This window comes from Pedobacter foliorum (assembly GCF_013266735.1).
Taxonomy (GTDB): Bacteria; Bacteroidota; Bacteroidia; order Sphingobacteriales; family Sphingobacteriaceae; genus Pedobacter; species Pedobacter foliorum.
This window is the reverse complement of sequence record NZ_JABSNU010000006.1, coordinates 1-22,413: the sequence shown is the minus strand read 5'-3', so window position 1 is coordinate 22,413 and position 22,413 is coordinate 1. Positions and strand designations below refer to the sequence as shown.

The 22,413-nt window shown below is 37.6% G+C and carries 18 protein-coding genes; 5 read left to right on the top strand and 13 right to left on the bottom strand.

Features of this window, described 5'->3' with window-relative positions; translation table 11 throughout:
• Nucleotides 1-165 precede the first annotated feature (165 nt).
• Nucleotides 166-1,845 (bottom strand): energy-dependent translational throttle protein EttA, encoded by a 1,680-nt coding sequence (gene ettA, locus HQN83_RS13365; protein ID WP_173090860.1) that lies wholly within the window; start codon nt 1,843-1,845, stop codon nt 166-168.
• Nucleotides 1,846-2,032: 187 nt separating this feature from the next.
• Here ettA and HQN83_RS13360 point away from each other — a divergent pair, with 187 nt between their 5' ends.
• From HQN83_RS13360 to HQN83_RS13340, 5 genes are all read left to right on the top strand, one after another.
• Nucleotides 2,033-4,573, top strand: a complete 2,541-nt coding sequence (locus HQN83_RS13360; protein ID WP_173090859.1) for an ATP-dependent Clp protease ATP-binding subunit — start codon at nt 2,033-2,035, stop codon at nt 4,571-4,573.
• 210 nt (nt 4,574-4,783) lie between these two features.
• Nucleotides 4,784-5,752, top strand: a complete 969-nt coding sequence (locus HQN83_RS13355) for a formylglycine-generating enzyme family protein (protein ID WP_173090858.1) — start codon at nt 4,784-4,786, stop codon at nt 5,750-5,752.
• 46 nt (nt 5,753-5,798) lie between these two features.
• On the top strand, nt 5,799-7,124 hold the full coding sequence (locus tag HQN83_RS13350; protein ID WP_173090857.1) for a Gfo/Idh/MocA family protein: 1,326 nt from the start codon (nt 5,799-5,801) through the stop codon (nt 7,122-7,124).
• A 14-nt stretch (nt 7,125-7,138) separates the two neighbouring features.
• Nucleotides 7,139-8,149, top strand: coding sequence for an FAD:protein FMN transferase (locus HQN83_RS13345; protein ID WP_173090856.1), 1,011 nt, complete (start codon nt 7,139-7,141; stop codon nt 8,147-8,149).
• Nucleotides 8,150-8,188: 39 nt separating this feature from the next.
• Complete coding sequence (locus HQN83_RS13340) at nt 8,189-9,127, top strand: hydroxypyruvate isomerase family protein (RefSeq protein WP_173090855.1); 939 nt, start codon at nt 8,189-8,191, stop codon at nt 9,125-9,127.
• Between the two features lie 2 nt (nt 9,128-9,129).
• Here the strand turns inward: HQN83_RS13340 and HQN83_RS13335 are convergent, their stop codons facing one another.
• The 12 genes from HQN83_RS13335 to HQN83_RS13280 form a co-directional block, all read right to left on the bottom strand.
• Nucleotides 9,130-10,203: a PA0069 family radical SAM protein gene (locus HQN83_RS13335; protein ID WP_173090854.1), complete on the bottom strand. Its 1,074-nt coding sequence runs from the start codon at nt 10,201-10,203 to the stop codon at nt 9,130-9,132.
• 41 nt (nt 10,204-10,244) lie between these two features.
• Nucleotides 10,245-11,477, bottom strand: a complete 1,233-nt coding sequence (locus HQN83_RS13330; RefSeq protein WP_173090853.1) for a carboxypeptidase-like regulatory domain-containing protein — start codon at nt 11,475-11,477, stop codon at nt 10,245-10,247.
• A gap of 9 nt (nt 11,478-11,486) precedes the next feature.
• Complete coding sequence (locus HQN83_RS13325; RefSeq protein WP_173090852.1) at nt 11,487-12,716, bottom strand: carboxypeptidase-like regulatory domain-containing protein; 1,230 nt, start codon at nt 12,714-12,716, stop codon at nt 11,487-11,489.
• 18 nt (nt 12,717-12,734) lie between these two features.
• Nucleotides 12,735-13,550: an enoyl-ACP reductase FabI gene (locus HQN83_RS13320; RefSeq protein ID WP_173090851.1), complete on the bottom strand. Its 816-nt coding sequence runs from the start codon at nt 13,548-13,550 to the stop codon at nt 12,735-12,737.
• A gap of 76 nt (nt 13,551-13,626) precedes the next feature.
• Entirely contained in the window at nt 13,627-15,285 is a 1,659-nt protein-coding gene (gene recN, locus HQN83_RS13315) for a DNA repair protein RecN (protein ID WP_173090850.1), read from the bottom strand.
• Between the two features lie 147 nt (nt 15,286-15,432).
• On the bottom strand, nt 15,433-17,208 hold the full coding sequence (locus HQN83_RS13310; protein ID WP_173090849.1) for a M56 family metallopeptidase: 1,776 nt from the start codon (nt 17,206-17,208) through the stop codon (nt 15,433-15,435).
• A gap of 27 nt (nt 17,209-17,235) precedes the next feature.
• Complete coding sequence (locus HQN83_RS13305) at nt 17,236-17,616, bottom strand: BlaI/MecI/CopY family transcriptional regulator (RefSeq protein WP_173090848.1); 381 nt, start codon at nt 17,614-17,616, stop codon at nt 17,236-17,238.
• 75 nt (nt 17,617-17,691) lie between these two features.
• On the bottom strand, nt 17,692-18,636 hold the full coding sequence (gene porD, locus HQN83_RS13300) for a type IX secretion system protein PorD (RefSeq protein WP_173090847.1): 945 nt from the start codon (nt 18,634-18,636) through the stop codon (nt 17,692-17,694).
• Nucleotides 18,637-18,638: 2 nt separating this feature from the next.
• Nucleotides 18,639-19,832 carry a bifunctional phosphopantothenoylcysteine decarboxylase/phosphopantothenate--cysteine ligase CoaBC gene (gene coaBC, locus HQN83_RS13295; protein WP_173090846.1) on the bottom strand — a complete coding sequence of 398 codons (1,194 nt, stop codon included), beginning with the start codon at nt 19,830-19,832 and terminating at the stop codon, nt 18,639-18,641.
• 21 nt (nt 19,833-19,853) lie between these two features.
• Complete coding sequence (locus tag HQN83_RS13290; protein WP_173090845.1) at nt 19,854-20,180, bottom strand: DNA-directed RNA polymerase subunit omega; 327 nt, start codon at nt 20,178-20,180, stop codon at nt 19,854-19,856.
• Nucleotides 20,180-21,118, bottom strand: coding sequence for an outer membrane protein assembly factor BamD (locus HQN83_RS13285; RefSeq protein WP_173090844.1), 939 nt, complete (start codon nt 21,116-21,118; stop codon nt 20,180-20,182). Before HQN83_RS13285 ends, HQN83_RS13290 begins: the two co-directional genes overlap by 1 nt.
• Before the next feature lie 87 nt (nt 21,119-21,205).
• Nucleotides 21,206-21,580, bottom strand: a complete 375-nt coding sequence (locus HQN83_RS13280) for a DUF5655 domain-containing protein (protein WP_173090843.1) — start codon at nt 21,578-21,580, stop codon at nt 21,206-21,208.
• Nucleotides 21,581-22,413 lie beyond the last annotated feature (833 nt).

Here is a 22,413-nt window from a genome sequence, read left to right as displayed (position 1 = left end):
CAGATTTTTCAAAGAAAGCTAAGCCGGTCATCCTGAATTTATTTCAGGATCTCTCAAGAGGCAGAAAGCCTTGCTAGTGCGAGGTTCTGGCCTGCGCCAGAATGACGAAAATAAAAAACGAGTGTAATTATTAATCATGATTACACTCGTTTCATTTAAAGGGTATTATACTAATTTTTTATACTTGATGCGATGAGGTGTTACATCGCCAAGGCGTTTTTTACGGTTTTCTTCGTAATCGCTGTAATTACCTTCAAAGAAGTAAACTTGCGAGTTTCCTTCGAAAGCCAAAATGTGAGTACAGATACGGTCTAAGAACCAACGATCGTGACTGATTACTACAGCACAGCCGCCAAAGTTTTCTAGGGCTTCTTCTAGTGCACGTAAAGTATTTACGTCGATATCATTGGTTGGCTCATCCAGTAACAATACGTTGGCGCCTTTCTTTAGTGTAATAGCCAGGTGTACGCGGTTACGCTCACCACCCGATAAAATACCAACTTTTTTCTGCTGATCGCCACCATTAAAGTTAAACTTAGAAACATATGCACGGCCATTTACCGCTTTGTTACCCAATTGAATATTGTCTAAACCATCAGTAATATTTTCATAAACCGTTTTGGTTGGGTCAAGGTCATTGTGCATTTGATCAACATAACCAAGAGAAACCGTATCACCAACACGGAATGTTCCGGTGTCAGGAGTTTCTTGTTGAGTAATTAAGCGGAATAACGTGGTTTTACCTGCACCATTGGGGCCAATAATACCTACTATACCTGCCGGAGGTAGCGAGAAACTTAAGTTTTCGAATAACAATTTGTCACCATAAGCTTTGGTAACATTGTTTGCTTCGATTACCACATTTCCCAATCTTGGACCTGCCGGGATAAATAATTCCAGCTTGTCTTCTCGCTCTCTTGAGTCCTCGGATGCCAGCTTGTCATAGTTTGATAGACGAGCTTTAGATTTAGCATGACGTGCTTTTGGTGCCATACGTACCCATTCCAACTCTCTCTCAAGTGTTTTCTGACGTTTGCTTTCAGTTTTTTCTTCCTGAGCCAAACGCTTAGCTTTCTGATCTAACCATGATGAGTAATTACCTTTCCATGGAATACCTTCGCCTCTGTCTAATTCAAGAATCCAGCCTGCAACATTATCAAGGAAATACCTATCGTGAGTAACTGCAATTACAGTACCCTTATATTCTTTTAAGAACTGCTCTAACCAGTCAATACTCTCGGCATCAAGGTGGTTGGTAGGCTCATCAAGTAATAAAACATCCGGCTCCTGAAGTAGTAAACGGCACATGGCCACACGTCTTCTCTCACCACCTGATAATACTGAGATTTTTGCATCCGGGTCTGGACAACGAAGGGCATCCATTGCACGCTCTAATTTGTTATCTAGCTCCCAGGCATTAACAGCATCGATTTTATCCTGAAGTTCACCTTGTTTAGTCATCAGTTTATCCATTGCATCAGCATCTTCATAGATCTCTGGCAGGCCAAACTGTTCATTAATAGATTCGTATTCTTTAAGGATAGCGGTAATCTCAGCTACACCTTCTTCAACAACTTCTCTAACTGTTTTGTTTTCATCTAGTTCGGGTTCCTGTGCTAGATAACCTACAGTGTAGCCAGGAGAGAAAACAACCTCACCTTGAAAGGCTTTGTCGATACCGGCGATAATCTTTAAAACCGATGATTTTCCTGATCCATTTAAACCAATAACGCCGATTTTGGCACCATAGAAGAAGGAAAGGTATATGTTTTTTAAAACTTGCTTCTGGGGAGGGTAAATCTTATTTACCCCCGCCATTGAAAATATTATTTTTTCTTCTGACATAATTGCTTCTTAACTTGCAAATATCAGTAAATTAGTCAAAGATTAGTAAGATTTATGAAATAACGGCAGTCGTAACATCTAATTAATAGCCAATGGCGTAATTGTTGATAAAATAAAAAAATCAGGGATGCTTTTTATTAAGACAATTTTTATAGTTTAGAGCATTCCGGATTTTAGAAAGGTATATATGGAAGCTAAATTTTCTCCACAAGTAAAAGACGTGATTTCTTTTAGCAGGGAAGAAGCCCTGAGATTAGGTCACGATTACATAGGCGCAGAACATCTTTTGTTAGGCCTTATTCGCGAAGGCGATGGTATGGCCATTAAGATATTGAAATCATTAGGAGTTGATACTTCAAAACTTCGCCGTTCAATAGAGGATTCTGTAAGAGGTACCTCGAGTGTAACAGTAAATCTGGGTAATATTCCTTTAACCAAGCAGGCTGAAAAGGTTTTAAAGATAACATATCTTGAAGCTAAAATCTTTAAAAGCGATTTGATAGGAACAGAGCACTTATTGTTGTCCATCCTTCGTGATGATGATAATATTGCGTCTCAGATTTTATTACAATACAACGTAAATTACGAAATCTTTAAGCAGGAGGTTGAAGTGAATAAAAACGGATTCAAAGACGAGACTCAAAATAGTGCATCGACAGGTGGTGATGAAGATTATCGTGAAGAGGAAAGCTTTAGTAGCCCTAAAAAAGTTTCAGACATAAAATCTAAAACTCCGGTTTTAGATAATTTTGGTAGAGATTTAACGAAAGCGGCTGAGGAAGGTAGATTAGATCCGATTGTTGGTCGTGAAAAAGAAATTGAGCGTGTGTCTCAGATCTTATCTCGTCGTAAAAAGAACAACCCAATTTTAATTGGTGAGCCTGGTGTTGGTAAATCTGCAATAGCTGAAGGTTTGGCTTTAAGGATTGTACAACGCAAAGTTTCGAGGGTTCTTTTTAACAAACGCGTGGTTACTTTAGATCTCGCATCATTAGTTGCAGGTACTAAATACCGTGGTCAGTTTGAAGAGCGTATGAAAGCTGTGATGAATGAGCTTGAAAAATCGACCGATGTAATTCTATTTATTGATGAGATTCATACAATTGTAGGTGCAGGTGGTGCTTCTGGTTCATTAGATGCATCTAACATGTTCAAACCTGCTTTGGCAAGGGGCGAAATTCAATGTATTGGTGCCACAACACTTGATGAATACCGTCAGTATATAGAAAAAGATGGTGCATTGGATCGTCGTTTCCAAAAGGTAATGATTGAGCCTGCAACACCAGATGAAACTATTGAGATATTAAACCGTATTAAAGAAAAATACGAAGATCACCACGGTGTTACTTACACCGATGAAGCAATTCATGCTTGTGTGGCTTTAACATCAAGATACATTACTGATAGGTTTTTACCGGATAAAGCTATTGACGCTTTAGATGAGGCTGGTTCAAGAGTTCATTTAACCAACATTCATGTTCCGGAAAACATTATTGAGATTGAAAACAAGATTGAAGAGATCAAACTTGAAAAGAATAAAGTTGTAAAAAGCCAGAAATACGAAGAGGCTGCTAAATTAAGAGATACTGAAAAGAATCTTTTGGAAGAGCTTGAGCGTGCTAAAGCTGAATGGGAAAATGAAACAAAAACTAAACGTTATACTGTTACAGAAGATAACGTGGCTGAGGTTGTTTCAATGATGACCGGTATTCCATTGCAACGTGTTGGACAAACTGATAGCGTTAAGCTATTGAATATGTACGAGACTGTTGGACAGAAAATTATTGGTCAGGATGATGCCATTAAAAAACTTACAAAAGCTATTCAACGTACCAGAGCCGGCTTAAAAGATCCTAAAAAACCAATTGGTTCATTTATTTTCTTAGGCCCAACAGGTGTTGGTAAAACTGAATTGGCTAAAGAGCTTGCTCGTTTTATGTTTGATAGTGATGATTCACTAATTCAAATTGACATGAGTGAGTACATGGAGAAATTTGCGGTATCACGTTTAGTGGGAGCGCCTCCGGGATACGTGGGTTATGAAGAAGGCGGTCAGTTAACTGAAAAAGTTAGACGTAAACCTTACGCAGTAATTCTTTTGGATGAGATTGAGAAAGCTCACCCTGATGTATTCAACATCTTATTGCAGGTTCTTGATGAAGGACAGTTAACCGATAGTTTAGGTCGTAAAGTGGATTTTAGAAATACGATTATCATTATGACTTCTAACATTGGCGCACGCCAGTTAAAAGATTTCGGACAAGGTGTTGGTTTCTCTACTTCAGCTAAAGTTAATCAGGTTGATGCACACTCAAGAGGCGTTATTGAAAGTGCTTTAAAACGTGCTTTTGCTCCTGAGTTCCTTAATCGTGTTGATGATGTAGTTGTTTTCAACTCATTAGGTAAAGAAGAAATCTTCAAAATCATTGATATAGAATTGAAATCGTTATTTGGTCGTGTTCATAACTTAGGGTATGAGGTTAAATTGACTGAGAGAGCGAAAGATTTTATAGCTGAGAAAGGGTTTGATTCGGCCTTCGGTGCAAGACCATTGAAACGTGCGATACAAAAATACCTTGAAGATCCGATTGCAGAAGAAATTCTTAAAGGAGAGATTCATGACGGAGATATTTTAGAGATTGATTACGACAAAGAAGGAGACGTAATTGTAGTAGAAAATAGAAGTCCGGGTAAGAAAAAGAAAAAAGAAGAAGGAAGTGTAGAATAAAATACCTCCGGTTAATACGAAACGGCTGTTAGATGATCATCTAGCAGCCGTTTTTTTGTTATAATTTTATTTTTTTTGAGATTGGCTTAGTGTTTAATTTACACATTTTGTGAAATTATATGGGCGCAGATTTTGGTTTATCAATTATTGACTCTATTTTAGAGAATCAATAGGTTAGGTTAAAATATTTGTTGTATCAAAATTTTATAAATGAAAGTGAAATTATCATTATTAGTGCCTCTAGCATTCCTTGCTGTTCAAACAACTTTAGCACAGGAGAAACCCGCATCTTATAAACAACAATTGGAAGGGACGAAGCTGTCTTTCGACATGGTTGCCATTCCCGGCGGTGAATTTATGATGGGAAGTAAAAAAGGGAATGCAGACGAACAGCCGGTTCATAAAGTAAAGGTTGCTCCTTTTTGGATGAGTACCTACGAAGTGATCTGGGATAATTATGAACCATTTTTATATAAAGATTATGAAGCAGCGCATAGCACTGCTCCAATTCCAAAAAATGTTGATGCAATAACAAGACCTACTAAGCCATATTTGGATATGACTTTTGGCATGGGTAAAGAAGGACAGCCTGCTCTTGCAATGACTCACTACAACGCTATTCAGTATTGCAAATGGCTTTATGCCAGAACTGGAGTTTTTTACAGACTTCCTACTGAAGCAGAATGGGAATACGCTTGTCGTGCAGGATCTGTTACAGAATACTCCTTTGGTAACGACGGCTCTAAACTAGGTGATTATGCTTGGTTTAACGGTAACAGCGATGGTAAAACACATGTTGTTGGTCAGAAAAAACCAAATGCGTGGGGATTATACGATATGTATGGAAACGTAGCGGAATGGACTTATGACCAGTATATTCCTGATTTCTATGCTTCTGTAAAAGGAGATAAAGCAAATGATCCTGTCGCTGTTCCGGAGAAATTATATCCAAATGCAGTAAGAGGTGGCGCATATAATGATGAAGCGAAAGATGCACGTTCAGCATCAAGATTAGCATCAGACCCAAGCTGGAAACAGTTGGACCCTCAGATTCCGAAAAGTAATTGGTGGTTCCCTGAAGCTCCTTTTGTTGGGATGAGGTTAGTTAGACCTGTAACGCCACCATCTAAAGAAGAGATAGAAGCTTATTACAGCAAAGCGCCGATTAAAGATTATTAAACGATCAATCACACATACTAAGAACCATATATAAACCTAAATTACAATGAACAATGAAGAACTGCGCGACAAACGCCGCGAATTTTTAAAAACTTCGGCTCTTGTTGCCGGAGGTGTTATGTTGAATGGAGTTGCTTTTGCTAACGGCGGAGCTCATTCATCTGTTGATGACACCATCAAAATTGCATTGATTGGTTGCGGCGGTCGTGGTACCGGTGCCGCTTTTCAGGCATTGAGTACTAAGCAAAACCTTAAACTTGTTGCTATGGCTGATGCTTTTAGCGATAGATTAGAAGGTGCTTACAAAGAGATTTCTGATAAATTTGGTGCTAAAGTTGATGTTCCTAAAGAACGTAGGTTTGTAGGCTTTGATGCTTACAAAAAAGCAATTGCATTAGCTGATGTTGTTATTTTGGCAACTCCTCCTGGTTTCAGACCTAGTCATTTTGAAGAGGCTGTTAACCAGAGTAAACACGTATTTATGGAAAAACCAGTGGCTGTTGACTCACCGGGTATCCGTAAAGTTTTAGCTGCTGCTGAAATTGCAAAAACTAAGAAATTAAACGTAGTTGTTGGTCTGCAACGTAGATATCAAAATAACTACAGAGATGTTATTAAACGCATTCAGGATGGAGCTATAGGCGATATCACTGGCGGTCAGGTATATTGGAACAGTGGTGGAGTTTGGGTAAAGCCACGTGAAACGAGCCAAACTGAAATGGAATACCAAATGCGTAACTGGTACTATTTTAATTGGTTATGTGGTGATCATATAGTTGAGCAACATGTACACAATATTGATATTGCTAACTGGGTTAAAAATGCTTATCCGGTTTCTGTTCAAGGTACAGGTAGTCGCGCATGGAGAACCGGAAAAGATTACGGTGAAATTTATGACAATCACTCTGTAGAGTTAACTTATGCAGATGGATCTGTGATTAATAGCCAGTGCCGTCACTTTGAAGGTATTGATAACCGCGTTGATGAAAGTTTCCACGGAACTAAAGGTCGTGTTTTCTTATCGGCAGGTAACGAAGGAAGGTTATACGATTCAAAAAATAAATTAATCTATAACTATAACTCAAAAGTAAATCCTAATCCGTACCAAACTGAGCATGACGAACTTTTTGCAGCAATTGCTAAAGGTGAGTACAAATTCTGGGATGCAGAACGTGGTGCAAAAAGCTGTATGACCGCAATTATTGGTCGTTATGCTACCTATTCTGGAAAGACCATTAAATGGGATGATGCTTTAAAAGCAGACAACAGTTTATTCCCTGACGAGTTGAGCTGGACTGCAAAACCAAAGTTATTACCTGATGCTAATGGATTGTATCCAATTCCTACACCAGGACAAACTAAGGTGATCTAAACGTTACTAACGTAATGTTTTCTATAAATAAAGCTTTTATTTTATTGCTGCTGTCGCAAATTTTTCTTCTTTTTAAGAAGGAAGATCTGCGACAGTATGCTATTCATGGATATGCTCAGGGTACTGACTATTCTATCAAGTATTTTGCGAGAGATAGCATTGTAACCAAAGGGAATGTTGATAGTATTCTGATGGTTATAGATTCTTCTATGTCGTTGTATAAATCATATTCCTTAATCAATAAGTTTAATGCTTCTAAGGATGGTTTGGTTGTAGACCCTCATTTTGCTAAAGTAATGGCAAAATCTTTTGAGGTTTATAAAGCCACAAAGGGCAAGTTTGATGTAACGGTAGAACCATTGGTACAAGCATGGGGTTTTGGGGCAAAACCAATAGATAAGTTTCCTGATAGTGCTAAGATTAAGGAATTGCTTAAGTGCGTTGGGATGCAGAACCTGAGCTTAAAGGGTAATTTTCTTAAAAAGAAGAAGTCATGTGTAAACGTAGATCTTAATGGGATTGCACAAGGGTACAGCGTTGATGTGGTTGCTGACTATTTAATAAACAAAGGAATTACATCTTTTGTAGTAGAAATAGGGGGCGAGTTAAGAATGAAAGGGCCAAAACCTGATGGTACCGCAATGCATATAGGTATTGAGGGGCCAGCCGATTCTCCAAATGCTGAACCTGTAGTACGACATGTAATAGCTATTAATGAAGGTGCAATAACCACTGCAGGCAATTACCGGAAGTTTTTACAGAAGGGCGCTAAAAAGGTAGCTCATTTGATAGATCCTAAAACCGGATATCCTTTAGATAATGCATTGATTAGTGTAACTATTTATGCTAAGGATGCTATTACTGCCGATGGATATGATAGTCCTGTAATGGCCATGAATGTTAATGAAGCGCTTGATTTTATATCAGCTAAAAAAAACATGGAAGCTTACATTATTTATCGCCGTAAGGATGGGAGTGTTGCTGATACACTCACCGCCGGGTTTAAAAAGATGATAATAGAGTAATCCATCATTAAAATAAGTACCTAACCAAATACCAAAAATATGAACAGAATAGAATTTTTAAGAAACAGCTTTGTAGCCACTGGTGCGCTTGTAGCTGGATCTTCATTAAATGGAATTGCTGCAGATAAAACTACAGTAGGGCAAGGCTCAGCTTTGGCTGGTAAAACTTTTAATCTTGATTATGCACCTCATGAGGGAATGTTTAAGAACAGTGCTGGTAACAGTTTCCTAGATCAGATTAAATTTATGCATGATCAGGGCTTTCGTTCTATTGAGGACAATGGCTTTTTAGGAAGATCTGTTGATGAACAAACAAAGATTGGAGATTTGCTTGCCAAATTGGGCATGAGAATGGGCGTTTTTGTTGTTGATGGCGGTGACAACTGGAAGACATCTTTAACAACGGGTAAAAAAGAGTTTAAAGATAAGTTTGTAGAGACTTGTAAAAGATCTGTAGAAGCAGCTAAAAGATGTAATGCAAAATGGCTTACAGTTGTGCCTGGATTTTATGAGCGTCACCTGCCTTATGGAAATCAATTTGCTAACGTTGTAGATGCAATGAGAGCAGGCGCTGAGATTTTTGAACCACATGGTTTAATTATGGTACTTGAAACTTTAAGTGATACGCCTGAGTTGTTTTTACAGCAAACGCACGAAACTTATGCTGTTTGTAAAGCGGTAAAAAGCCCATCTTGCAAAATCCTTTATGATATTTATCATATGCAAAAAACAGAAGGCCAGCTAATGGTGAATATTGACAGATGCTGGGATGAGATTGCATATCTTCAAATTGGTGATAACCCGGGTAGAAATGAGCCTACAACCGGAGAGATCAACTATAAGAACTTATTTAAACATCTTTATGAAAAAGGATACAAAGGTGTTATGGGTATGGAACATGGTAATTCTAAATCGGGTAAAGAAGGGGAGCTTCGCGTAATACAAGCATACAGAGAAGAGGATAATTTCCTTTCTTAATTTTAAAATAGATCGAGTTGAGCTTGCGGTACTTTAAAAAGACCTGAGTTCAACTCCATTTTTTTCTCGTTAAGATGGTTTAAGCGGCAATGAAGTTTAAAGCTATCCCTTATTAATTTGGCAATGTTGCCGTCGCCCCTCATTCTATCCCCAAACCTACTATCGTTTACATTACCTCCATGGCAGGATTGAATCATATGCCATACTTTTTCGAAACGGTCCGGATAGTTTTTGCGTAGCCAATCTTCAAATATACCACCTATTGCTCCATTAAGTCGTACAACAGTATACCCTGCTGATATTGCCCCACAGCCGGCAATTGTTTTAAGGATAACGGGGATTTCATGATCACTTAATCCGGGCACAAGAGGAGCAACCATAACGCCCATAGGTATTCCTGCTTTACTAAGATCTTCTACTATTTTTAAGCGTTGTTTGGCAGTAGTTGTTCTCGGTTCCATTTTTGAACGGAGCTTTTCATTTAAGCTATTAATAGAAACATAAACGAAAACCAAGTTGAGCTTAGCCATTTCTTGTAAGATGTCTATGTCGCGAAGAATTAAGGCATTTTTGGTGATCATGCCTATGGGTTGCTTATAAGCCAGGGCAATTTCCAGAAGTTGTCGGGTTATTTTGAATTTCCGTTCTGCAGGTTGGTAGCAATCTGTGTTGCCGGATAAGGAAATGGTAGAAGCATCCCAGCCTTTGCGTTCAAGAAACTTCTTAAATAGAATGGGGGCATCTGTTTTTACAATTATTTTGCGTTCAAAATCTAAACCTGCACTGAAGCCCCAATATTCGTGTGCGTTTCTGGCATAGCAGTAGGTACAGCCATGCTCACATCCTTGATAGGGATTAAGAGAATAGAGCATACCCACATCGGGGCTGTCAACCTTATTAACAATAGATTTTGATTTGCCTAAAATGAAAGTCGTTTTATGATCTTCTTCTTCCCACTCATCAATTCCTTCATCATGCTCTTTTACATAATCATTTTTAGCAAAGCGATTATGAGGATTAAATTGAGCCCCTCTACCTTTGTGGTAATTGTCCGGTGTTTCTTTGTCTAATATCATTAGTTAAAATTACTAATATTATTAGTAATTTCACAAGAAAGTTACTCACTTTTTTGAGCGGGTACGTAATCTAATGGAACCATATCTGCTACCTTTTCGTATCCCCAAAATCCAGAGTACAATAATGATTTTGGATCTTGTACAGCACCAACTTCATAAAAGTTAGCAGGGCCATCTATCATGGACATAACGGATATCTGGTAATTGGGAATGTCAGCGGGCCTACCTACCGCATGACCCGATGTAGAGGTATATAGTTTCGTTTCCCTTTCTTTTGTAAACATGATATACAAGGCATCGGTGTAATTTATCGTTTTTAGATCCTTGTAAATTGTTTTTACCAATGTGTCAGTTAATACTTCTGACCTGTTTAATACTTGCACCGTTTTTGGCTCATTCTTTTTTCTTTGCCAATAAATAAGAGAGTCATTACTTGAATCTGTTAAGAATGCAGTTCTGGATTGAGATGTAAAAAGCTTTATCTTATTATCTATAAGTTTATCAGCTAATCTGTTCTTATTTTCTACTTCTCTAAGCTTGTAGATAATGAAACCTTCTTCTTTGGTTTTGTTGTTGTAAAGCGATTTAAAAAAGTGCTGAGTAGAACCTGCATATGCGATCTCCCTATTTTTTAGCCACTTTTTCTTTTTAGATTTTGAGCCATCAAGCTCTTCGAAATGCGGAAGCCCTGAGAAGAATATAATGTTTGAATTGAAATCATTCTCAAAGTACTTTAACAGATATTTAATCCGATAGCCTAATGCTTGGTTTTCGACAATTAGAAATTCATCGGCAGTAACTTTTAAAATCCTTCTGCCTTTATCATACTCTGTTATTAAAACTTCCGGGTTTAGAATTTTGCATTTTTCTGCATTTGGTGTTTTTCCAATAAAACGATCCTTAAATAGTTCAATATACTTTTTCCTGTTAGGATCGATGTTAATAACCACCTCTTTGAGCTGGGTAACACTTTCGTGCAGGGTAGCTTCAAGGATAACTGACTTATCAGAAATGATCACATTTTTTGAGAAGGGTAAATAACCCATCATTTGAACAAGTACATCGTAGTTGCCCGGCTTCAGATTAGCTAATGTGAATTTCCCACTATTGTCTGAAACTGCTGCAATCTTATAACCACTTAAATAGATGCCTGCTCCTGGTAAGATTTCTCCTTTAACATCTTTAACGGTTCCGGATATGGAGACTGAATTTTGACTGCTGGCAAAAAGAGCAATAAGTAATAAGGATATGGTTATGAGAAGCGATTTGGTCATGTCTGCGGGCTATTTGAGTGGGATGTAATCCATGGGCACCATATCTGCAATTTTTTCGTAAGCCCAGAAACCTTCATATAAAAAGGATCTTGAGTCGTGGATTCCTCCGTTTTCATAAAATCTGATTGGCCCACCTATTAAATTGGCCACAGAAATTTCGTGATCGGGCATATCCAGTGGACGAAAAATCCAAAAGCCGCTTTTAGAATAAGCTAATGACTCCCTTTCTTTTGTATATACGATGCATAGTGCATCTGTATAATCCAGATACTTTAAATTTTGATTATAATAATGAACCAAGGTATCAGGAATTACCTCCGCACGATCCATTTTCTCCAGATATTTTGGCATATCCTGTTGCTTTAACCAGAAGCTAACTTGGGCAGTATCTATTTTAGCGTCAGTTTTAAAGATTCCGGTTCTCGGAGGGATGGTTCTCAGTTTGGCTAATTTGTCGTTTATTACTTTATCGGGGTAGCGGCTTGGATTAGGAACTTTAACCATTTTGTTAATAATAAAGCCCTCTTCTTTGGTTTTGTTTTGAAAAAGTGCTTTAAAGAAATGCTGAGAGGATCCGTAATATGCAATTTCTCGCTTTGCGATGTATTTTTTTCTTCTGGCCAAAGAAGCTTTCAATTCTTCAAAAAATGGATGTCCGGAATAATAAATTATATGAGTGCGGGAATTGTACTCGAAATTATCGAGCATATATTTTAGTCGATAGCCCAAAGCTTTGTTCTCTATAACCAAAAACTCATCTGTTTTTACTGTGAGTAGGCTCTTGGTTGGGTCGTAATCAATATTAAGAACCTGGGGATTTAGTATTTTACATTGAGCAGCGTTAGGGGACTTTCCTATAAAGAACTCTTTAAACTGCTCAATATATTTTGCACGGTTAGGGTCCGCGCGGATTACAACCTCATTTAATTGTACGGTGTTTTCCTTTAAAGTTAATACCACCTCTACAGACTTATCAGATATAACAACATTTTTAGAATAGGGTAGATAGCCTACCATCTGAACCAGGAGGTCGTAATTTCCCGGCTGAAGATTGTTGATCTTAAAGTTTCCGTTATTATCTGCTGCTGTAGCTATTTTATATCCACTTATATAAATGCCGGCACCCGGCAAAGTTTCTTTCTGATCTCTAACAACCCCACTAATTGAATATGAATTTTGTGCGTAAACATTAAAAGAAAAACATATCAGAGAAATGGCTAATAATAATTGACGGATCATGGATATAAAGCTAACTAGTTATTCTTCTAATCCCATTTTTTGCATAACAATATCGCTTACCCCGGTCGAAGAATATCCTCCATCATGGAAAAGGTTTTGCATGGTTACCATGCGGGTTAAATCTGAGAAAAGGGTGATACAGTAATCGGCACATGATTCAGCATCGGCATTACCCAATGGTGCAATTGAATTTGCATAATCGTAGAAATCACCGAAACCTTTAATACCTGATCCCGCCGTGGTTTTAGTTGGAGATTGAGAAACCGTGTTGATACGTACTTTTTTCTCTAAGCCATAATGATACCCAAAGCTACGGGCAATAGATTCAAGCATTGCTTTAATATCGGCCATATCGGTATAGAACGGATAGGTGCGTTGAGCCGCCATATAGGTTAGTGCTACAACACTACCACCTTCACTTATTGCATCAAGTTTTTTGGCAACGGCAAGCATCTTATGGAATGAAAAAGCGGACACATCTATCCCTTTCTGATAATAATCGTAGTTTAATTCTGTGTATGGAATTTTCTTGCGGATGTTTACACTCATACCAATAGAATGCAATACGAAGTCTATTTTACCGCCTAGTATTTCTTGCGACTGTGTAAATAGGTTGGTAAGATCATCAACATTGGTAGCATCGGCAGGAACGATTTGAGAACCTGTTTTTTCAGCCAGACCATTAATCTCGCCCATTCTCATTGCAATAGGAGCGTTGGTTAAAACAAATTGAGCACCTTCTTCATGCGCTTTCTCTGCAACTTTCCATGCAATTGAGTTTTGATCTAATGCTCCAGTAATGATACCGCGTTTACCTTTTAGTAAATTATACATATCTTTTATTTTTGATTCTTCTTATGATTTATCGAAAGTAATAAAAATATGAAAGATATGCGGGGGCAGTTATAAATTAACTGATGCCGAGTAACTCTTGTGCATTTTTAAGTGCGGAGGCTCCTGGGTCTTTACCACTAAGCATTTCAGCAATGGCTTTTATTCGGTCTTCAGTTTTTAATTTTCTAATGCCTGTAGTAGTCCGATCAGTTTCTTCGTTTTTATAAACAAAATAATGCGCTTCGCCTTTGGCTGCAATCTGTGGAAGGTGGGTGATACAGATTACCTGCATATTCTGTTCCAAATCTCCAATAACATTACCAACACGAACTGCTGTTTCACCTGAAATTCCGGTGTCTATTTCGTCAAATATTAAGGTAGGTAACGAAGTGTGTTTAGCCATGATAGACTTAATGGCCAGCATTAGTCTGGAAAGTTCACCTCCTGAAGCAACCTTGCCAACAGGCGCGGGGGCCTGCCCGCTATTAGCAGAGAACAATAATGTAATACTATCTTTTCCGTCTTTATTTAATTCGGGAAGAACCTCTCGTTCAATCTTGATTTTAGCATTAGGCATACCAACCTGGGTAAGAACTTTAGCTACCTGATCTTCTGCACTACTTATAGATTTGCTGCGGTTAGAAGACAGTTCAATGGCTTTCTCCTCCAGATCTTCTTTCATCAGGCTAATCTCTTTGGCAAGGCGCTCAATCTCCTCATCGCCACTCAATATCTCACTTAAGTTTTTGGATAACTGTTCTTCAATAGCCAAAAGCTCTTCAATAGTATTTACCCTATGTTTTTGCTGAAGACTATAAATGCTATCCAAACGTGAATTTATATCCTCAATTCTTGAAGGGTTAAAGATTATAGCTTCTTCAAAAGCGATAGCTTCCTGAGCTATATCCTTAATCTCTATCAGCGATGAACGTAAACGCTCATTTAATGAAGCATAGTCTGCATTAAACTTCTCAATACTTTGAAGTTGATTGATGGCTTCTTTCAATAAAGGGAGTACTGAGGTTTCCTGCTCGCTTAATAGATTGTAACTAGTTAAGAGGCCTCTTTTAATGTTTTCGGCATTGCTTAACATTTGCAGTTCCGTTTCGAGTTGTTCCTGCTCATCAACTTTTAAAGCAGCGGTTTCAAGCTCATTAAAGAGGAATTGCTCGTAGTCCTGGCGACTGCGTGCATCTGCAGCAGCGTCTTGTAAAACGGTAAGCTGTTGTTGTGCCTTTTTGTAAACTTTATACTGTTCGCGATACTGTGCTAACAGTGATTGATGATTTGCTAAAGTATCTACAACGAGTAACTGAAAACCCTGATCGTTTACTTCTAAAGTAGCATGCTGGGAATGTATGTCGATGAGTTTCTCACCAACCTGTTTCATTACGGTAAGTGTAACGGGGGTGTCGTTTATAAAAGCCCTCGACTTACCGTCTGTTGATATCTCCCTTCTTAAAATATTCTCTTTGTAAAAATCGAGGTCGTTTTCTTCAAAAATAGATTGCAGTGCAGCATCGTTAAGCAGAAACTGACCTTCGATAATACACTTCTTAGCTTGATTAAAGAAGTATTTGGTTTCAGCACGTTGACCTAATATTAGAGATAGTGCACCAAGCATGATTGACTTACCTGCACCTGTTTCACCAGTGATGATATTTAGACCTTTATTAAGTTCCAAATCAACACTATCTATTAAAGCATAGTTACGAATAGAAAGTTTTTGTAGCATATTACTCTGCTAAATTATGAAAACTTAACCAATGGTAGTTTATTCTTGCAAACAAAAAAGCAGAAGATTTCTCTTCTGCCCTCAATCTAATTTTATTGTGTGGTTTAATGCTTATTAGGAAACAATCTCCTTGATATTTAAGTGCAATTAATTTACCTGCATATCTGATTTGATCCCTTTTTTCTTTTTAATGCTGTCAACTCCTTTTTCAAATTTGCTTTTTAGCTCTTTATATTCATCTGAGTTTTTTAGTTCTTTTATTTCTTCCATCTCTTTCTTAAACTCAGGTGAGTTCATTTTTGAATGTAAGTCCTCCATGCTTTTTTTGATATCAGCTTGTTGTTTTTTCCATTCATCAGAGTTGAATTTTTTGCTCATTTCTAAAGCACTTTTTTGAATATCAGCCTGCTGTTTTTTCCATTCAGGAGAATTAAATTGTTTGCGCATATCCTGAGCAACTTTCATAGCCATTTCAGATGCATTCTTTTGAATTTCAGCTTGTTGTTTTTTCCATTCAGCGGAATTGAAATGTTTAGCCATTTCAGCTGCATTCTTTTGCACATCTTTTAGTTGTTGTTTAAACTCAGGAGATTTCATAAATGCCATACTTGCATTTGTTATTGAGTCTATATCAAATTTAAAGTCAAACTTGAAATCATTTATAAACGACTCATTTACTACTTCCTGTTTTAAGCTGTCAGGCATTTCTTTAAGAGAATTGTATTCTACTTTATTCCCCTTAGCATCAACTGTAACAATCTTAAACTTGTTTTTTTTCTTTGTGGTATCTGTTTTGGCTAAATTTCCATCACAATCTTTAGTATGCACAGCTACCGGCAAGATTTGTATTTTGGATTTTATAGCTATTCCTTCAACTTCTATTTTTTTGCTGATTTTGCGCTCCTTATTTACAACCGGTGCTTTTTTAGCAGGACTAATCCAAGCTAATGATATTATAGTTGCTATTGTTAGTGTTATTGCCAAAATCTGTTGTTTGGCATTCATATAATTCGTTTTCATATCAGTTATTCTTTTAATTCGTTGATACAAATGTTGATTATCCCCTGTTGCCGCCATAGATAGGGCAGGAGTGGTTTTGTTTTTTAATATTTCAAGTTTTAAAAGCGCATGTGCGTAGGTTAGCGGATTGCCGGTGAACTTTAATACAAGATCATCGCAGGCATGTTCACGTTCTATATTTATTAATCGGCCACCTAACCATACAAATGGATTAAAGAATAGTATTGTTTCAATACCGGTTTTTATAAGATTTAATAGGTAGTCGTTTCGGCGTATATGCGAAAGCTCATGTATTAATATTGCTTCAACTTGTTTTATATCAAGTTGTGAGGCCAGGGCAACCGGAAACAGTACTACAGGTTTCAAGTAACCGATAACCAAGGGAACATTCACTCTTGAAGACAAATAGAATTCAATATTCTGACGAAGATTTAGCTTGGCCACCATTGATTCAAAAACAGGAAGCCATGTAGCAGGTACTGGATTACGTTCGGCCCATTTTAAATCAATTAGTTTTTTATAGCCAACACCTAAAAGAAACAGTTGAAATAATAGTCCTATGCTATATATGCTTACCAGATAAGGGAAAAAGTTTTCCGTTATGCTGCTCATATCCTGAGGTAAATGGATCAGGTATTCGTTCTGTGCAATGTTGGTTGCTTGATTTGTTGCAACGGCCACGCTATTTGTAGGAAGCTTAAATATTGAAAAGAAGGTGATACAGAACCCTAAAAATATAAGGCATAATGCCCCATAGGCAAGGTTGTGCTTAATTTTTGCATTTATTTTAGGAAATGCACTTGTGATGGCTATAAGTACGCCATAAACGATTGCGCCCTGCCATAAGGAGTGGAAAATGCTCCATCCGGTAGCTTTAATCAGGCTGTTTACTATTGCTTCCATATCTTTGAGTTTGGTTCTTAAGGTTGATTATTTGCTTAATTCATCAAGATATTTTTTTATCGAATCAATTTCATCCTTACTTGCAGTATGGTTTCCAAGTGCCTGCATTACCAATCTCGCCGCCGATCCGTTAAAAACATTATCGATCATTTTATTTACCAGGTGTTGTTCAGTCTTTTGCTGATTTACCAGTGAAGTATAGATGTGAGTTTTAGAAGAGGTATCACGAGCTACTAATCCTTTTTCGTGCATAATCTGCATTAGCTTTAATGTAGTAGTATAACCAGAATCTTTACTTTTCTCTAAGATTTCATGAACGTCTCTTACCGTACAATTACCTTTTTCCCATAGTATCTGTAAGATTTCTAATTCGCTTTCTGTAGGCTTAAGGTTTGTGGATATAGTCATATTTTGCTTATACGAATTGTTTCGTATTCAAATGTACGAATGTATTCGTATAAACAAAATATATTTAACATTTTTTTACTGATTTTTTTTAAGCCCTTGATTAAGAGGAGCCACCGCTTGGTTAAGCGATTCGTATTTGTTGATGTTAGCCGGATCAATTAGCACAAGCAAGTTGTAGGCTTTTATACGATCTGTTGGATCTCCGGTAGGGATAGAAAACACATTTACCACCTCATCGGCCTTAGTAGAAAAGTAAAAGTTAGGGAAAATAGAACCCAACTTTTGTTTGTCCATTTGTTTTAACCCGCTTAGTAAGGTAATCATCTTTTTAACACCTCTGCCTGTATTGTCTTGCAAGCGATCAAGCCCATTGAAATGATAATCATAGATGAAAGCCCTAAGATCTTCAAACGACTTATTTAACAGGTTTTCATTTAGCCAGTAGCGGTTACGCAATCCATCAAAAGCTTTCCAGCCTTTATTTGGAGATACTTGAGCATTGTTTAGAATGGTAGATGCCTTTTTGTAATACGGAGTGCCACCAAGGCTGCTAAAGCTATCCTTATCTAATCCAATAATGGTGTAGGCATAAAAACTCAGCAGAGAGCTAAGGTTAGAAATGTAGGTCTGATCAGAAAAGTCTAAAGACTGCCCCTCAGCATAATTGAAATCGAAATCTTTGTCGCTTAAGTTAAGTAAAGTACTGTTGTAAGCAGATGCATAAACGGGTCTGCTCGATTGAAGCTGAGCTTCTGCTTTGTAGGCAGAACTACCGTCCCAGTCAGTTATCGTGATTACAAAATTACACTCGATACGTTCCTGAGGTGTATAGGTTTCGTTACTCCACTTATTGTTATTCAAAAATTCCCTTAACGTAGTTTCAAGCACTTCCAGATTTCTCCTGTCCATATTAGGAACAGTAGGAGCCTGAACTTGAACTCTTGCATTTAGTTCTTGCGCATTAACAAAGGTTTGACAAGTAAAAAGGGAAAATAAAATAAGTAAGTAGCGTTTTATCATGCTTAGATAAGCTTTAAAATTTCACTGCAAATGTCTTTGGCGACCTCAGTTTTAGATTTCATTTCAAAAACTGTTTTCTCAAATGCTTTATTAAAGATAGTTATTTTATTGGTATCCATTTTAAATCCGGCACCTTTATCATTTAAGGAGTTAAGAACAATGAGGTCGAGATTTTTTCTGGTAAGCTTTCCCTTAGCGTGTTCCTCCTCATTTTCAGTCTCTAAAGCAAAACCAACAAGTAGTTGATTTTTGGTTTTTAACTTACCTAAAGTTGCAAGGATATCTTCAGTTTTTTTTAACTCCAGACTAAATTCACTGCTTGTTTTCTTTATCTTTTGACTTGCTGTGGTAACGGGAGTATAATCAGCCACTGCGGCACTCATTACCGTGATTTGCACATCGGAGAAAGCTTTTTTGCAAGCTGCAAGCATTTGTGCAGCACTTACTACATCAATTCTGTTGAGTTGTTGGGTACTTTTTTCAGCCGTTGGCCCAGTAATTAATGTTACATCAGCCCCTAAGCTTGCAAACCGATCAGCAATGGCAAAACCCATTTTACCAGAGGAATGATTGCCTATAAAGCGTACAGGATCTATAGCCTCGTAAGTAGGGCCGGCTGTTACCAATACCTTTTTTCCTAATAGGGGAAGGTCTTTGCGGATTGTTTCTGATAGAAATGAAACAATCTCTTCGGGCTCAGCCATTCTACCTTCGCCATACAAACCACTAGCTAGTTCTCCTTTGCCTGGGGCAATAAGGAGGTTGCCATAGGATAGAAGCTTTTCTATATTAGTTTGGGTGGTTTCATGTTTCCACATGTCCAGATCCATTGCCGGAGCAACCAATACAGGGCATTTTGCAGAAAGGTAAACTGCGGTAAGTAAATTGTCGCACAGTCCTGTAGCCATTTTGGCTAATGTATTTGCACTAGCAGGGGCAACCAGCATATAGTCGGCCCAAAGACCTAACTCGACATGATTACTCCAAACTCCGGTTTCTTCTTCGAAGTATTGAGTGTAGACAGGATGTTTTGATAAGGTTGCAAGAGTTAGCGGAGTAATGAAATTTGCCGCGTCTGCAGTAAGAATTACTTTGACGTTTGCGCCAGCTTTTACCAGTAATCTTACCAGTGTTGCTGATTTGTATGCCGCAATGCTGCCGCAAACGCCTAGAATGATGTTTTTATCTTTTAGCATGGTTAATACCTATGCGTGATATTATTGTTGCTCTTTAGCAGGATTTCTGTGATAAATTTTATCGTTCAGGAATTCGTCAATAGCAATTAATGAAGGTTTTGGTAAACGCTCATAGTGCTTGCTGATTTCAATTTGCTCCCTGTTCTCAAAAATCTCTTCAAGATTATCGTTAGAAGATGCAAACTCAGCTAATTTGCCGTGAAGCTCTTCTTTCATGTTATTAGAAATCTGATTAGCCCTTTTAGAAATAATTACTAAAGACTCATAGATGTTTCCGGTTTTTTGATCCAGATCATTAACATTTCTAGTAACCGTAGTATTTGGTATTGCGGGTTTATTCGTATTCATTATCTGTTGGGGGTTTTAATTGTATTAGTTGCAGTACTATCTCTTTTAGCTTCTTTTGTTAATTGAGATTTATATTTTTCGTAATTAGCAAGGCGTTCAGCTATAAAGCGTTTAGCACTTTCTATTCCAGATTCACTGTCTTTTTTTAAGCCGTTTACTTCCTTTAAGAGTTTACTTTCAGGATGAGCTTCTACAAATTCATTAGCATATGTAATAGCTTCATTGTAACGGTCTTCCTGACGATCCTCGATGCTATTTTTTGCAAAAGCATATTGCGATTTGATCATTAACAAATCCATTTCCTCAGCATATTTAATATCTGGATAATCGATTTGCGCATTTTTTAATGCGATAACAGCTGCTCTGTAGTTAGATGCTTCACCACCATTACCACCTATTTCGTAATACATTTTAGCATTAGCGTAGGCTTTATCTTCAAGTTTTGTACGTAGAATACCAATGTATTTTGCGGCCTCAACAGCACGTTCACTTTTTGGATAAAAGTTGATGAAAAGCTGTAATGCATCAATCGCTTTGTAAGTATTTTCCTGATCTAAACTAGGTCTTGGAGAATCCAGATAATAGCAATAAGCGCTCATATATCTACATTCTTCAGCGTATTTACTAGTCGGATAACTATCAGCGAATGATTTAAATTGATATCTTGCAGTGGTGTAATCTCTTAGTTTGTAAAGAGTTAAAGCGTAATAATAGTTCAATTCTTCTGCTTCAGCTCTTCCTCTGTATTTTTGAGACAAGTCTTCAAATAAGATCAATGCCTTAGAATAATTCTTTTTGTTGTATAGCTTCATAGCCTCCTGATACTTTTTAGCTACGTCGTTGCTCAGTCTGATTTTCTCAAACTGACTTTTACAACCTGCAATAGTAAGGGCTATAATGGTGAAACTTAATAGTAATACGTGTTTAATTTTAAACATTCTGCAAAGATAAGTTAATAATACGATACCGTCAATTAAAAATAATAGGACGCTAAGCTATGTAAAGGCATTCATCCTATCAAGTGCTTAACATAATTTAACGTTTCCATTTTTATAAGCCATACTCATGTACATTATTACCTCGTCATTTATGTCTTCTTTGTAGTATATGCGGAGGTGGTGATTGTAATCGTTACTTCCCGGAACAAGCTTAATTTTTTGGAAACACATGTTTTCTTCATATGGCTGTTTAAATGGAAATACAACATCAATGAAGTTTTTGCCAAACTGTATAATGTAGGCAAAATTGATTCTGGCGGAAAAGGCGATCATTGTTTTGGTAGCATGAAATTTTATATCGCCAATTTGTTGGTAGCAGGAAACAAAGTGATTGAAAAGTTCAAGCGCGTGAGGTGATTTCCCCTGGAGGAATGCAGACAATGATTTGTCGTTATGATCCATATTGAGTTATTGTATTATATCAGTATATAAATATAATCCATTTTTCTGTTTGGGAGGTTGAGCGTTTAAATTTTTGTTGTGTGGTTATGGTTTTGTTGGGTTCTTCAGAAAACAGGAAGTTGTTGTGGTGTGGTAGGAGCTCTATCCTTTATATATATGGTGTATATATATAACTATATATAGATGTATATATAATGAAGATGTATAGAGTGAAGGTGTATATATATAATAGTGTATACCATATATAGGTATAGATTATAATAGGTGTATATATAATATAATCGATCGTCATCCTGAATTTATTTTGCTTCGCAGCTTCTTCGAGGTCAGCACCTCGCACTAGCAGGGCTTTCTTTCTCTTGAGAGATGCTGATGCCGGCCTTCGCCGGCATGGCGAATTCAGTATAGCGAACGCACGCTGTCATTGGTGATTGATTTTGCTTCGCAGCTTCTTCAAGCTCAGCATTCCGCAATAAACACTGGTAATAAATACACCTAATAGCTGAAGATAAAAAAGTAAGGTATCCATTGGGTACCGGCGCTGTGCCGACTGTATACCGGTTGGGGAGAAATCAGGCTTTTCTGAGGGGTTTCTCAGGCTCTTCCCAGGCCAAGCTGAGGTAAATCGCCTGAGTTGTGCCTGGGTAGAACCTGGGCGATGCCCCGGCGGGTTACCCCGGGAGCCGGGCAGATCATGGCCTGCCCGGAGGGTAAATTTAATTTTCTGCCTAGCCTTTAATGAGTTAGGAGAATTCATGAAATAATAATGGGAAAGGGTTTGGAGGTTGATGGAATTTTCCTACTTTTGCATCCCGCTTCGGAGGAAGAGAAAC

Bases quoted from the DNA above. Each gene is read 5' to 3' on its own strand.
- HQN83_RS13285 (WP_173090844.1), bottom strand. From the start codon at position 21,118: ATGTTTAAAATTAAACACGTATTACTATTAAGTTTCACCATTATAGCC.
- coaBC (WP_173090846.1), bottom strand. From the start codon at position 19,832: ATGCTAAAAGATAAAAACATCATTCTAGGCGTTTGCGGCAGCATTGCG.
- ettA (WP_173090860.1), bottom strand. From the start codon at position 1,845: ATGTCAGAAGAAAAAATAATATTTTCAATGGCGGGGGTAAATAAGATT.
- porD (WP_173090847.1), bottom strand. From the start codon at position 18,636: ATGATAAAACGCTACTTACTTATTTTATTTTCCCTTTTTACTTGTCAA.
- HQN83_RS13280 (WP_173090843.1), bottom strand. From the start codon at position 21,580: ATGGATCATAACGACAAATCATTGTCTGCATTCCTCCAGGGGAAATCA.
- HQN83_RS13330 (WP_173090853.1), bottom strand. From the start codon at position 11,477: ATGACCAAATCGCTTCTCATAACCATATCCTTATTACTTATTGCTCTT.
- HQN83_RS13340 (WP_173090855.1), top strand. From the start codon at position 8,189: ATGAACAGAATAGAATTTTTAAGAAACAGCTTTGTAGCCACTGGTGCG.
- HQN83_RS13350 (WP_173090857.1), top strand. From the start codon at position 5,799: ATGAACAATGAAGAACTGCGCGACAAACGCCGCGAATTTTTAAAAACT.
- recN (WP_173090850.1), bottom strand. From the start codon at position 15,285: ATGCTACAAAAACTTTCTATTCGTAACTATGCTTTAATAGATAGTGTT.
- HQN83_RS13360 (WP_173090859.1), top strand. From the start codon at position 2,033: ATGGAAGCTAAATTTTCTCCACAAGTAAAAGACGTGATTTCTTTTAGC.
- HQN83_RS13355 (WP_173090858.1), top strand. From the start codon at position 4,784: ATGAAAGTGAAATTATCATTATTAGTGCCTCTAGCATTCCTTGCTGTT.
- HQN83_RS13290 (WP_173090845.1), bottom strand. From the start codon at position 20,180: ATGAATACGAATAAACCCGCAATACCAAATACTACGGTTACTAGAAAT.
- HQN83_RS13335 (WP_173090854.1), bottom strand. From the start codon at position 10,203: ATGATATTAGACAAAGAAACACCGGACAATTACCACAAAGGTAGAGGG.
- HQN83_RS13310 (WP_173090849.1), bottom strand. From the start codon at position 17,208: ATGGAAGCAATAGTAAACAGCCTGATTAAAGCTACCGGATGGAGCATT.
- HQN83_RS13305 (WP_173090848.1), bottom strand. From the start codon at position 17,616: ATGACTATATCCACAAACCTTAAGCCTACAGAAAGCGAATTAGAAATC.
- HQN83_RS13325 (WP_173090852.1), bottom strand. From the start codon at position 12,716: ATGATCCGTCAATTATTATTAGCCATTTCTCTGATATGTTTTTCTTTT.
- HQN83_RS13320 (WP_173090851.1), bottom strand. From the start codon at position 13,550: ATGTATAATTTACTAAAAGGTAAACGCGGTATCATTACTGGAGCATTA.
- HQN83_RS13345 (WP_173090856.1), top strand. From the start codon at position 7,139: ATGTTTTCTATAAATAAAGCTTTTATTTTATTGCTGCTGTCGCAAATT.